General features: G+C 37.6%; 12 protein-coding genes. 2 read left to right on the top strand and 10 right to left on the bottom strand.

Annotation, left to right across the window (positions count from 1 at the left end):
* Positions 1-113 precede the first annotated feature (113 nt).
* The 3 genes from murA to ACFFUE_RS02850 are packed head-to-tail and all read right to left on the bottom strand — an operon-like array spanning position 114 to position 2,493.
* A complete protein-coding gene (murA, locus tag ACFFUE_RS02860; protein ID WP_376832703.1) occupies positions 114-1,421 on the bottom strand; it encodes a UDP-N-acetylglucosamine 1-carboxyvinyltransferase in 1,308 nt (435 codons plus the stop codon).
* Positions 1,421-2,050 (bottom strand): DUF4290 domain-containing protein, encoded by a 630-nt coding sequence (locus ACFFUE_RS02855; protein WP_327984965.1) that lies wholly within the window; start codon positions 2,048-2,050, stop codon positions 1,421-1,423. Before ACFFUE_RS02855 ends, murA begins: the two co-directional genes overlap by 1 nt.
* A 38-nt stretch (positions 2,051-2,088) precedes the next feature.
* Positions 2,089-2,493 (bottom strand): thiol-disulfide oxidoreductase DCC family protein, encoded by a 405-nt coding sequence (locus ACFFUE_RS02850; RefSeq protein WP_376832700.1) that lies wholly within the window; start codon positions 2,491-2,493, stop codon positions 2,089-2,091.
* Between the two features lie 193 nt (positions 2,494-2,686).
* On the opposite strand from ACFFUE_RS02850, the gene secG reads away from it, so the two are divergent.
* On the top strand, positions 2,687-3,013 hold the full coding sequence (gene secG / locus ACFFUE_RS02845; protein ID WP_327984967.1) for a preprotein translocase subunit SecG: 327 nt from the start codon (positions 2,687-2,689) through the stop codon (positions 3,011-3,013).
* Positions 3,014-3,102: 89 nt separating this feature from the next.
* Here secG and ACFFUE_RS02840 read toward each other — a convergent pair whose 3' ends face one another.
* From ACFFUE_RS02840 to ACFFUE_RS02830, 3 genes are all read right to left on the bottom strand, one after another.
* Positions 3,103-3,708, bottom strand: a complete 606-nt coding sequence (locus ACFFUE_RS02840; RefSeq protein ID WP_376832697.1) for a fumarylacetoacetate hydrolase family protein — start codon at positions 3,706-3,708, stop codon at positions 3,103-3,105.
* 89 nt (positions 3,709-3,797) lie between these two features.
* Positions 3,798-4,562, bottom strand: a complete 765-nt coding sequence (locus ACFFUE_RS02835) for an exonuclease domain-containing protein (RefSeq protein WP_376832695.1) — start codon at positions 4,560-4,562, stop codon at positions 3,798-3,800.
* Between the two features lie 216 nt (positions 4,563-4,778).
* Entirely contained in the window at positions 4,779-5,492 is a 714-nt protein-coding gene (locus ACFFUE_RS02830; RefSeq protein ID WP_376832693.1) for a CDP-alcohol phosphatidyltransferase family protein, read from the bottom strand.
* Between the two features lie 70 nt (positions 5,493-5,562).
* Here ACFFUE_RS02830 and ACFFUE_RS02825 point away from each other — a divergent pair, with 70 nt between their 5' ends.
* Positions 5,563-7,485 (top strand): LTA synthase family protein, encoded by a 1,923-nt coding sequence (locus ACFFUE_RS02825; RefSeq protein ID WP_376832691.1) that lies wholly within the window; start codon positions 5,563-5,565, stop codon positions 7,483-7,485.
* A gap of 305 nt (positions 7,486-7,790) precedes the next feature.
* On the opposite strand, the gene ccsA is transcribed toward ACFFUE_RS02825, so the two are convergent.
* The 4 genes from ccsA to nrfH all read right to left on the bottom strand — a co-directional run bounded on the left by ccsA (position 7,791) and on the right by nrfH (position 12,020).
* On the bottom strand, positions 7,791-8,585 hold the full coding sequence (ccsA, locus tag ACFFUE_RS02820; RefSeq protein WP_327984972.1) for a cytochrome c biogenesis protein CcsA: 795 nt from the start codon (positions 8,583-8,585) through the stop codon (positions 7,791-7,793).
* A gap of 1 nt (position 8,586) precedes the next feature.
* Entirely contained in the window at positions 8,587-9,864 is a 1,278-nt protein-coding gene (locus ACFFUE_RS02815; protein WP_376832688.1) for a cytochrome c biogenesis ResB family protein, read from the bottom strand.
* Positions 9,865-9,958: 94 nt separating this feature from the next.
* Positions 9,959-11,422, bottom strand: coding sequence for an ammonia-forming cytochrome c nitrite reductase (gene nrfA, locus ACFFUE_RS02810; RefSeq protein WP_376832686.1), 1,464 nt, complete (start codon positions 11,420-11,422; stop codon positions 9,959-9,961).
* A 19-nt stretch (positions 11,423-11,441) separates the two neighbouring features.
* Positions 11,442-12,020, bottom strand: a complete 579-nt coding sequence (nrfH, locus tag ACFFUE_RS02805) for a cytochrome c nitrite reductase small subunit (RefSeq protein WP_376832683.1) — start codon at positions 12,018-12,020, stop codon at positions 11,442-11,444.
* Between the last annotated feature and the right edge of the window lie 13 nt (positions 12,021-12,033).

Genomic DNA, 12,033 nt, shown 5'->3' with positions numbered 1-12,033 from the left:
TCTGAATAATTTTGAGTTTTGAGTGCTGAGTTTTTTGAGGAAAGAGGAAAGAAGAAAGACCATCAACCGACAACCATCAACCAACAACTATAAACTAACAATTAAGTTAAAATCTATATCCTCACGATATCCGCTCCCAAAGCTCTGAGCCTACCATCGATGTTTTCATAGCCTCTATCAATCTGCTCAATATTATGAATAATAGATTTTCCCTCTGCCGAAAGAGCAGCAATGAGAAGAGCATTACCAGCACGGATATCGGGAGAGGTCATTGTAGTACCTCTTAGTGGCGACTCGTGGTTAAGCCCTACTACAGTAGCCCTGTGGGGGTCGCAAAGGATAATCTGAGCTCCCATATCTATCAGTTTGTCCACGAAAAACAAACGAGATTCGAACATTTTCTGATGAATCAAAACTGTTCCTTTTGCCTGAGTAGCCGTCACCAAAACTATAGATAATAAATCTGGTGTAAAACCTGGCCACGGTGCATCTGAAACAGTAAGAATAGAACCATCTATAAATTTTTGGATTCTGTAATGCTCCTGTGCTGGGATATAAATATCATCGCCACTTTGCTCCAACTCAATTCCCAGTTTTCTAAAAGTAGATGGAATAACCCCCAACTGATTCCAATGTACATTTTTAATGGTCATTTCGGATTTGGTCATCGCAGCTAAACCTATCCACGAGCCTATCTCTACCATATCTGGCAACATTGTATGCTCGGTGCCGTGCAGGTGCGAAACACCTTCTATCGTTAGAAGGTTAGACCCAATTCCAGAAATATTAGCTCCCATTCTATTGAGCATCTTGCAGAGCTGCTGAAGGTAAGGCTCGCAGGCGGCATTATAAATTCTAGTTTTTCCTTTCGCTAAAACCGCCGCCATTACCACATTTGCAGTTCCCGTTACAGAGGCTTCTTCCAAAAGAATAAACTTCCCCTGCAGTTCTTTAGCTTTCAAGGTATAGAAGTTTTCAATTTCATCGTAGTGAAACTCTGCTCCCAGCTCTACAAATCCTTGGAAATGTGTATCCAAACGGCGACGCCCTATTTTGTCCCCGCCTGGTGTAGGCATATAAGCTTCGCCAAATCTTGCCAGCATAGGACCTAAAAGCATAATGGAACCTCTGAGCTTAGCCCCATCTTTTTTGAACTCTTGGGATTTTATATAATCAAAATTAACCTGATCTGCTTTGAAAGTGTAATCCCCCTTTCCGTTTTTAGTAATTCTAACACCGAAATCACCTAAGATTTCAATCAGTCTATTAACATCGTGGATGTCGGGAATATTTTTTATCCTCACTTCATCATCTGTTAACAATACCGCACAGAGAATTTGCAGAGCCTCATTTTTAGCTCCTTGGGGAGTAATCTCGCCGTGCAATTGCTTTCCACCTCGTATTTGAAACATTCCACTCATTATTTTCTTCTATTTTTAAATTGTTGATTTCTATACTTGTTTTTATTACCGTTTTTCTGGTTCTTATTACGATGATTGGTATAATAGATTTTACTTTTTTCCAAAGATTCTATATTCGTAAGATCCAGTCTATCTTCTGATAATTCTTTTAGATGCCTGAAAATCACCTCATCTGTAACGTGTTCTTTATTATAAATGTTATAGGATTTTTTCATATTGTTGGCAATGACTTCTATCAGAGCATCTTTCTCTTCCCCATCTTCTTGATTGATTGCCAAGTCTATAAGCTGTAAAATACTTTTCCCATAAAACTTAAAATCCCCTTGTAGTTTAGGGTATTCCATTTTTTGAGGTTTTTGAGCAAGCTCTTCTGGCGTAGGGAAAGGATATGGTGCATCTACATCCAAATCATAATTTGCCAAAATATACAAGTGGTCCCAAAGTTTGTGTTTATAATTTTCTTCATCGCGAAGCTGAGGGTTTCTTTGCCCCATAAAATCAACAATGGCGTGGCACATCTCATTGCGTTCTTCCTTTGTAGGAAGTTCTTTGCATCGTTCCACCAATTGCTGTATGATACGCCCGTATTCTGGCATATTGAGCCGAGAGCGATTTGTATTATATTCCATAGTTTGCAAAGATAGGAATTTGGACTTTTAAGATGATTTTATTTTATAATTTTTTTGCGTTCTTGTTCCGTTGGCACATAGCAATTTTTAGCCGAAATAGATTGCCTATTGCGAGCCAAGAGGTTGTAGAATCTATCGGATAACGCATCGGGAAGCACATTCAGATGGCTAAGGATTTTATATCTTCCTCCCAGAAGTTTCAATATCTGCATTGTGGCTGCCGTTTTGGTAAGGTAATAGGCATTGGGCTTCCAAAGGTAAAGGGTTTGAAAATTATTGGTTGCAAGATTTCTATCGGATAAGAATTGTTGTCCTAAATCTGATTGCAAAGAGACAAAAAGGAACTGATCTTTTTTATCTCGTTTTAAAATCCACGCGATGGCTTGGTTGCAAAATCCGCATTCTCCATCGAAAAAAATATAGTGTTTATCTTGGTTTATCATTATTGTAATATCTACCGAAATCTCTTTACAAATGTATGAAATCTTAGCGACATTTCATTTTAAATCTTTTCATTCAATAAATTAAAAACCATACAAATAAACATTTTCACTTCTCTTTAAAAACATATTAAAGCTTTCACTTGCAGATTCTTTCTAAAAAGATTATATTTGCACCCTAAATTAGGAAAAGATAATGAGCACTGTATTTACATTATTTATGATACTTATAATAATTGCCTCTGTATTGTTGGTAATTATCATTATGGCACAAAACCCAAAAGGAGGCGGTCTTTCCGGGACTTTTGGTGGAGCTGGAGCGGCTCAGTTTGGTGTACAGAGAACCAATGATTTTATGGAAAAATCTACTTGGACTTTAGCAATTACCATTGCTGTTCTGATTGTGCTAAGCGTAGTTCTTACAGGTAAGCCTGTACAAAAAATTCAAACCAAAGCTCCTGCACAGACTACAGCACCTGCAACACCATCGCCAACTGCTCCAACGCAGCAACCAGCGAAGTAATTATTTTTAAAATTACAAACAAAATAAAAATAACCCGTCTTATAACTGAAGCGGGTTATTTTAGTTTATCATTGAATTGACTTATTTCTTTAAATCACCTTTAGTTCTAACAACTTTTCTCCTTCTAAAAATGCTTCTAAAACATCATTTGCTTCTACTTTACCTACGCCTTTCGGGGTGCCAGTGTAGATTAAATCACCTTCGCAAAGGGTAAAATATTGTGAGGCAAAAGCAATGATGTCATCAATGGAAAATAACATCTGCTCTGTATTGCCATCTTGCACCGTAATTTGATTTTTCGCTAATGAGAATTGCAAACTTTCTAAACTATAAGCGTGCTTAGATTGAAAGTGTCCCACCACCGCAGCACCATCAAAAGCCTTGGCAAGCTCCCACGGAAGGCCTTTGGCTTTCAGCTCAGACTGAACATCTCGGGCGGTGAAATCGATACCCAAACTAAAGGTTTCATAATGCTGGTGTGCTTGGTCTTTGGGAATATCTTTCCCTTCCTTGGAGATTTTCACCACAACTTCCAGTTCATAATGGACATCATCTGAAAATGATGGTAGGCGAAATTCATTCCCCTCCAAAATAGCAGTTTCTGGTTTCAGAAAAATCACAGGATTTTCTGGTACTTCGTTACCCAATTCTTTAGCGTGTTCACTATAATTTCTTCCGATGCAGATGATTTTCATAATTGTAGATTAGAGGTTAGATATTAGAGGTTAGAGGTTAGAAATCTATTCTCTTTCTTCTTGCTTCTTTGTTCAAAAACTCAACAATTTTAAAACTTGCTTCTCAGCTGTATTCCCGTGAGGATTTTTTTGGTGTAAAGTGGGAAATCAGCATTTTGAATCCAACCGAAATAGCCAATATCTCGCTGGAACACTTCTTTTACGCGTTGTCCTTTGTATTTTCCAAAGGTGAAAATCTCTTCTCCAGCATCATCAAGAGCGATGAACCCTGCTAAATCTACAAACTTATTATGGTAAGAAAACTCACTCAGGGTAGCAATGTCATTCGGAACTTCTTCGTATCGCCCTACCTGTGCATCTAGAATTTCAAATGTAGCCAAAGTATCGGCTTCCGCAGAATGAGCGTTTTCTAAGGTTTTGTTGCAGTAAAACTGATACGCCGCCGAAAGGTTTCTCGGTTCCATTTTATGGAAAATCACCTGTGCATCTACGAGTTTCATTTTGGATAAATCAAAATCTACGCCTGCCCGTAGAAGTTCTTCCGCTAAAAGAGGAACATCAAAGCGGTTGGAATTGAACCCCGCCAAATCAGAGCCGTTAATCATTTCCATAATTTTAGGTGCGATTTCTTTGAAAGTAGGAGCATTGGCAACATCTTCATCGTAGATACCGTGCACTTCGCTGGCTCCCGTAGGAATAGGTATTTCTGGATTTACAAGCCAAGTTTTGCTCTCTCGCGAAGCATCTGGGTTTACTTTTAATATGCTAATTTCTACAATCCTATCTTTGGAAACATTGGTTCCAGTCGTTTCTAAATCGAAAGTACAAAGAGGTTTATGGAGTTTTAAGTTCATTATATATTTTAAGTTTTAAGTTTTAAGTTTTTTGAAAAAAGAAGAAAGAAGAAAGAGAAAAGACTTTCTTAAGAGTTTTAAGTTTTGAGTGCTGAGTTTTGAGTTTTCACCATCAACTATCAACTGACAACCAATTTAAGTTTTGAGTTGGTTTACAATTAACAATTACCCCTACAGCTCTCTAACCTCTAACCTCTAATCTCTAATGCCTAACCTTTAATACAATTGCCTAGCAAACAGCATAGATACCAACATATAATACACAATTGCCAATGGAATGCCTGCCCACCCAAAAATAACGATTATAGGGATGATACCTGCCACTAAGGCGATTTTAGGATAATTATCTTTCAGTTGTTTGGACTTAAATTTCATTGCAATCATCCTGATAGAGCTTACCAATAACCACGAACTAAGCACGGTGAGAAGTAATAATAACCCTACATTTTCGGTGAGGAAGGCAAAAGCTCCCGTTTTTTGATAAGCAAAATACAGTCCGAAAATAAGAAAAGTATTGCTAGGGGTATTAAGCCCGCGGAAGGAATAACTTTGCTCGGTATCGATGTTGAAAATAGCCAATCGGAGGCAAGAAAACAGCGTGATGAATAAGCCTAAATATTTGATTTCAAATGGGAGTGAAACGCCCGCTAAATCGTTTCCGAAGGGTGAAAGCATCGTGTACATTGTAAGCCCTGGTAGCAACCCGAAAGTCACCATATCTGCTAAGGAATCCAGCTGCACACCCAGCTCGGAATTGGATTTTAACGCCCTTGCAATAAAGCCATCAAAAAAATCTAAAACAGCCGAAATTAAAATGCAAAGTGCTGTCATCTCGTAATTTCCAGCCAATAGCTGAATGACGCCCACACTCCCCGAAAAAAGATTTCCAAGGGTAAAAATATTGGCGAGGTTGTTTTTAATGAAATTCATAGGCACAAATGTAGTTTTTTTATTATTCAATTCAAAAAACTAATTTTGCAATCTTCAAAATATATTTACAATGAAATATTTTCGCTGGCAAGAAATCAAGGTATTAGTTTATAGATTATTTCTAGCATTTTTATTCTATCAGTTGGCTAGGCTATTATTTTGGTTAAATAATAAAGACTTGATAGAAATCAGTTCCTTTACAGATTATTTTTGGCTTTCTTATTACGGAACTGCTTTTGACACCACTGCAATTTTATATATAAATTCTCTCTTTATATTACTGAGTCTCTTACCTTTGGTGATAAACACTTCCAAAGGATATCAGCGGGTGTTATTCTATATTTATTTTATTCCAAATGCACTAGCCTATGCTATGAACTTTGGAGACTTCATCTATTTCAGATTCAGCCAATCTCGCCTTACAGTAGCCGCCTTAGATGTTACAAAGAATGAAAGTAATCTAAGTAAGGTATTTTTACATTCTATTATTCAGAATCCATTGGTATTAATATCTTATATCATACTATTAGCATTGTGGATATTTTTATATAAAATAGTAAAGGTCAAAGTATCCAAACCTGTTGTTTCTTGGCAATACTTTTCAGTTTCATTGTTTGTACTAAGCATTTCTGCTATACTAGTAGTAGGAGGCATTAGAGGCGATTTTAAACATAGTACTAGACCTATCAATATGGTAGATGCCAATAGACATACTAAACATCCTATACAAGCCAACATAGTACTGAATAGCGTATTTTCTTTTCTACGAACCATTGGTTCTAATAATTTCAAACAAGTTCATTTTGTAGATGAATCGTTTATTGAACAATATATTAAACCTTATAAATACTATCCTAGAGAGGTTCATAGTAAGCCTAATATTGTTATTTTGATTGTAGAAAGTTTTGGAAGAGAATACTCAGGTGCTTTTAATCAAGGAAAAAATATCCCAAACTATGAGTCTTTTACGCCCTTTGTAGATAGTCTATCTAAAGAGAGCTTAATTTTTCCTAATAGCTTTGCGAATGGAAGACAATCTATACACGGTATGAGTAGTATATTAGCAGGAATACCCGCCTTAAAGGATGCCTTTACAGGTTCTCCCTACGCTAATCAACCTATACAATCTATTGTTTCTGTATGTAACGAGCTAGGGTATGACACTTCATTTTATCACGGAGCGCCTAATGGCTCTATGGGATTTTTAGGGTTTTCAAACATACTAGGGTTCAAACATTATTTTGGAAAGACAGAATATGGTAACGATGCAGATTGGGACGGCATTTGGTCTATCTGGGACGAGCCTTTTCTACAATACTTTGCTAAAAATATAGGAAAATCTAAACCCTTTATGGCAACCGTTTTTACGGCATCATCACATCATCCCTTCAAAATACCAGAACAATATAACGGACATTTCAAAAAAGGATATAATGATATGCATCAACCCATTCAGTATACAGATTATGCACTGAAAAGATTCTTTACAACAGCTCAAAAGCAACCTTGGTATCACAATACAATATTTGTAATAACAGGGGATCATACCAATCAAGTGTACTATGATGAATATAAAAAAGCGATGAACAGTTTTGCGGTTCCTATTATATTCTATTCACCTAACCCTACTTATCAGCTAAAGGGAGTAAGCCCCAAAATAGCTCAGCAAATGGACATCTACCCCACATTAGTAGATATATTGGGATACAATAAACCTTTCCGAAGCTGGGGAAGGAGCTTATTATCCAATGATGAGCATTTCATAGTAAACTCCAATGGAATACAAGAACAAATGATCATCGGTGATTACATCTATACTTTCAATGGAGAAGATGTTACAGGTATCTATGCTATAGAAGATTTAAATCTGGAAAACAACCTCATCGATGCTTTAACAAATACCGAAATAGAACACCATAAAAATCTTTGCAAAGCTTGGTATCAGGACTATATGAATAGAATTATTAATAGAAAACTTACAAGAACACAATAATTGTTCGAAAATACCATCAAAGTCTAATGCATAATCTGGGTTTAATACCCTAAAATAACGATACCGAAAAAGCAGGCGAGCCTTTAGGAAAAAGCAGGCGGGCTTTTAGGGAAAAGCAGGCGAGCTTTTAGGGAAAAGCAGGCGAGCTTTTTGAGAAGACCTACCGTATAACTTCACAACTGAATACCATATTCCTTGTGCAGATAGATTGATATCTAAAAATGTTAACCTTATACAGAAAAACACGAGTCATTTTGTTTATTCTCAAAATGACTCGTGTATAGATTCTATCGTTTCACAAAATATTATCCAGAATAAGTATGCACGCTATTAGCCGCAGTAGGAAGGTAATTAACCCCAAACCAGCACATCAGAAGCAAAATAAAAGCAATGATGATAATGATGAAGTCTTGTCTATCATTGATGTTTTTATACTTATACCTTAGATGGATGTAGATAAGGTAGCCTAGCCAAGTGATAAATGCCCAAGTTTCTTTTGGGTCCCAAGTCCAATAATGTCCCCAAGCTTCTTTAGCCCAAAGAGCTCCGAAGAGTAATCCCAAAGTAAGAAAGGTATATCCTATGTTGATGAGCTTGTTCACCAGCGTGACTTCTTCCTCTGTATTCTTGTGAGTGTAAGATTTGTATAAGCCAAATACAGCCAATACCGTTGCCATTCCAAACATTGCATAAGCGAAAATATAGACCACTACGTGAGGGATAAACCATACACTATGCAAGGCGGGCATCAGCGTTTTATTCTGAGTATCAGGATGGAAAAAAGTAATTCCCAAGAAGACCAAAGTCATTATGGAAGAATAGCTTACAATCCATTTGTAGCGATACATAAGATATAAAACCCATCCGATGGCTGCCACAAAAAAAGAATACCAAATCCGCGTTTCTGCTAATGTTCTGAGTGGAGGTCTCTCTAATGAAATCCACAATTGCGTGATGAATACTCCCATCACTATCACAGAGATAGCGTATAGTACCAGACTTATTTTCTGTAAAAAAGATGCTTTACTGTATAGCAGAGCGTTGGCCAAGAGTATTAAAACCGCTACTGCATAGCACAAAATATCAAAGTATTGCCACATATTATGATTTACTATTTTTGATTAAAAAACTAATAGTTCCAAGCATAAGAATGAAAATTCCTAAATAGACCAAAGGAAGCCAAGGGTCTGAAACCAATTCTACCACGCTGATGTCTGACCATCTTCCCAATTTTTCATCATAACTGGTCTGATAAATTTTCCATCCATTGAGAGCCAAAGGTTGATTAACAAAGATGGAAGCTGTCTTAATGTCTTTGGAATCTTTCTGATAATAAAGCAACTCCGATTCAAATTTTTTAGCTTCTGGCGGTGCCATTACCAGCGTATGTTCTTCATCCATTTTCACTACGCGGGGCATAAACTGAAAGTTACCACAAGAAATCCATTCAGTGCGTTTTTTGCCTGTTTTGGTATCTTCTATTATGATTTTGGCAGCATTGGTAGAGCCCCACATTGGATTTTTAGCAAATGCCTTATCGCTCACCATTACCGCATTTTCCACATACTCTAAAAGGGTTACTTTCCACTGCTGAAACTGATGGGTAGTCCCAGCTTTTTCTAGTAGAAATCCATCTGGCTTACTGGTGGGCAGGGCTTCCCCTTTTTTGTTGATGAGGAAAAGTTTATTAGGATAGATTTCCATCTTGAATTTTTTCAATTCTAAAGCAATGGGCAACTCCAATACATTACCCTGCTCATCTACACCACGCCACTCTGGGAGGTCTTGTTGCAAGGTCATTTTGAGCTTTTGTACATCTCCTTGCCCTAGAACTCCAGCAAATAAACAGAGCCAAAGTCCAAAGTGATTGAGCAAGAATGTGATGTTTTTAGCTTGAAATACAATTGCTCTCTTCAATGTTGCAAACCAAAGATTGATGAGCAAGCCCAAAAATACAAAAGCAAAATACCAAGTGGCGGTAATATTCTTTAATCCCAACTGAATGAGGTAAGGATTGTGTTCGTGTGGCATTTCAGCGGGATGCACGCCTTTCTCAGCCGCCATTTCTGGAATTTTATGGTCTAGATTGATACTTCCCAAACCAATGGTGAGAATTCCTAAAACGATAATGACCACCAGAGCAAAGGGAACTCCTCCCAAAAGATTGACCAATTCTCGGTTTTTGAATTTCCAAAATAGCCCTGTAGAAATCAATACAAAGCTCAAGCCTGTATAGATGTTGTAAGGAAAAGAAAACCACGCTTTGGGAATAGAACCTACAGTGAACTGTAAAACTAACCCTATAATCAATAGGGCTAAAATTAAGATGATGCTCCATTGATAATGGTTTCGTTTGTGAAAAGAAGATTCAAAAGTCATACTGAAGATTTTAAAATATAAAATCGGCTGATCAGTTCTTTCAAAAGCTTATCAGAAGCCAATCAGCCGAAAAAATGATTACTATTTTGTTTCTTTAATTCATTACTAAAGTTCCTTGTGCTTTAGCTTTTTTTATCCATTCTGGAACTACAGTTTTTAAGAACTTCGCTTTAGCTGCTCGCTCTGCTGGTATATCCAGGCCAATAAATTTTTGAGCTTTTTCTTTAGTATTGATATCGGGCATTATGAATTTTCCTGAAAGTTTTTTTCTATCGATAAGGAGATTCATTGTATTGTCTGCTTCCATTGCATTAAACATACCATCTGCCAAAACTCTCTGAGATTCCAAAGGGGCGTGGAAAGCTGCTCCGTGAGAAGCCGCGATGTAATCCCATCGCCATTGTGCTTTTCTGATATAATCTAATACAGGCTTCATTTCTGTAGCATTGGCACCATTATCCCAAAGGAATTTGGCTTTTAGGTGGGCTTTTACCAATTGTTTTTCTAAACGGTTTCTTAGGCTAATCACCATATCTTGTCTTTCATAAACATTCTGTGCTAAGACAGCTTCAGACTCTCTGTGACAAACTTGGCAGGTATTATTCATATTAGCCAATGGACTGGTAATATGGTGGTCTGTAAATTTTACTCCACCTTCGGACTTGTAAGGCATATGGCAGTCTGCACAAGATACACCTCTCTGGGCGTGAACACCCATTTGGAAAATCTCATAATCAGGGTGCTGAGCTTTTAAAATAGGAGTTTTACTAAGCTTGTGTTCAAAGTCCACGTGTTTTACATTGTCGTAATAAGCTTCCATTTGCTCCACAGTCTTACCGTTATCCCAAGGTAAAGTAAGGTATTTGCCTTCTCCTTTGAAATAATATTCTACGTGGCATTGGGCACATACTAGAGAACGCATCTCTTGGTGTGTAGCTTGTTTTATGTCTTTTCCATTTCTTTGGAAAGCTTCTACTAATGAAGGGCGGGTAATGGTAAGATTCATTGTTTTCTGGTCGTGGCAGTCTGCACAGCCTATACTATTGGTCACCTCATGTCCTAATGAAGACCACGATGTTTTATAAAACTCTGCTACCCCCATTTTGTTCATCATTCTTGGTACATCTGGAGACTTACAAGTCCAGCAAGTACCTGGCTGAGGACCTGGGTCTTTTTCGTTGGGAGCTCCTGTTCTGAGGGTATTGGTAATATCTTGTATGGAGTAGTAGTGTCCTCTAGGCTCGCCATAGTCTTTCGCAAAGGCATACCCAGCCCATAGGATGACCATCTCTGGACGCTCTTTGAGAGCATCTACCATCCCACTGCTCATATGTTTTGAGCGGAAAGTGGTGTCTAAGGTTTGTTTCCAAGATTGATATTCTCTAGGATAAAACTCTTCCCAAATCTCATTACGACTTTCAAAAGGTTTTAGATTGTTGTTTGCTGTTGAAAGATGCTTAGACTCTGCTCTTCTTTGCATAATGGAATTGGCTAACATTCCTAAAGCAAATACAACTATACCTAATATTGCAACTAGCAGCCAATTTTTCTTTTTCATAACAATGAGGGTATTTTAATTACTGTTCTTTTTTTTCTGTTAATTGATTCAGCCAATCTGGCACGGGCGTTTCAGCTAAAGGAACTCTAGCATTCGGAGCAGAATTGAGACCTCTGGCAATACCGTGAGGTACATCTCTATGGCACTCCCAGCAGAGCTTACCTTCGTCATTATGAGCCATTGTAGCGGTAACCTGCCCTGTACCCACTACGCTATTAAGGTCACTATGACATCTGATGCAGTTTTCCTGCACTACAGTCTCTCCAGGTTTTCTTATTCTAATAACTTGAGGCTCTAGCCTAAGGGCAAACATACTAGCGTGTCTGGCACCATCCATAGCTTTGAAATAATATTTTCTCACTACATTATCGTGCGGTACATGGCAATCATTACAAGTAGTATTCCTACCGTGCGAAGAGTGAAACCAAGTAGAATACTCTGGAGCCATAATGTGGCAGTTTACACAAGCTTTAGGATCATCAGAGAGGTAGGAATAAGCTTTAGAAATATAGAAAATATAGCTAAACATTCCCAAGATGATTCCCAATAAGCTTGGAATAAGCCATCTGTTCCATTTTTTGTGATGAGTTTTTTTCATAACTCCTTCTTTT

Origin of the sequence: Bergeyella porcorum, from assembly GCF_042427575.1 — a bacterium.
Classification (GTDB): domain Bacteria; phylum Bacteroidota; class Bacteroidia; order Flavobacteriales; family Weeksellaceae; genus Bergeyella; species Bergeyella porcorum.
The sequence above is the reverse complement of the archived record's forward strand: the minus strand, read 5'-3'. Positions and strand labels throughout refer to the sequence as shown.

What these genes read in the sequence shown, in the direction of transcription:
- murA (WP_376832703.1), bottom strand. Translation starts at nt 1,421, where the DNA reads ATGAGTGGAATGTTTCAAATACGAGGTGGAAAGCAATTGCACGGCGAG.
- ACFFUE_RS02855 (WP_327984965.1), bottom strand. Translation starts at nt 2,050, where the DNA reads ATGGAATATAATACAAATCGCTCTCGGCTCAATATGCCAGAATACGGG.
- ACFFUE_RS02850 (WP_376832700.1), bottom strand. Translation starts at nt 2,493, where the DNA reads ATGATAAACCAAGATAAACACTATATTTTTTTCGATGGAGAATGCGGA.
- secG (WP_327984967.1), top strand. Translation starts at nt 2,687, where the DNA reads ATGAGCACTGTATTTACATTATTTATGATACTTATAATAATTGCCTCT.
- ACFFUE_RS02840 (WP_376832697.1), bottom strand. Translation starts at nt 3,708, where the DNA reads ATGAAAATCATCTGCATCGGAAGAAATTATAGTGAACACGCTAAAGAA.
- ACFFUE_RS02835 (WP_376832695.1), bottom strand. Translation starts at nt 4,562, where the DNA reads ATGAACTTAAAACTCCATAAACCTCTTTGTACTTTCGATTTAGAAACG.
- ACFFUE_RS02830 (WP_376832693.1), bottom strand. Translation starts at nt 5,492, where the DNA reads ATGAATTTCATTAAAAACAACCTCGCCAATATTTTTACCCTTGGAAAT.
- ACFFUE_RS02825 (WP_376832691.1), top strand. Translation starts at nt 5,563, where the DNA reads ATGAAATATTTTCGCTGGCAAGAAATCAAGGTATTAGTTTATAGATTA.
- ccsA (WP_327984972.1), bottom strand. Translation starts at nt 8,585, where the DNA reads ATGTGGCAATACTTTGATATTTTGTGCTATGCAGTAGCGGTTTTAATA.
- ACFFUE_RS02815 (WP_376832688.1), bottom strand. Translation starts at nt 9,864, where the DNA reads ATGACTTTTGAATCTTCTTTTCACAAACGAAACCATTATCAATGGAGC.
- nrfA (WP_376832686.1), bottom strand. Translation starts at nt 11,422, where the DNA reads ATGAAAAAGAAAAATTGGCTGCTAGTTGCAATATTAGGTATAGTTGTA.
- nrfH (WP_376832683.1), bottom strand. Translation starts at nt 12,020, where the DNA reads ATGAAAAAAACTCATCACAAAAAATGGAACAGATGGCTTATTCCAAGC.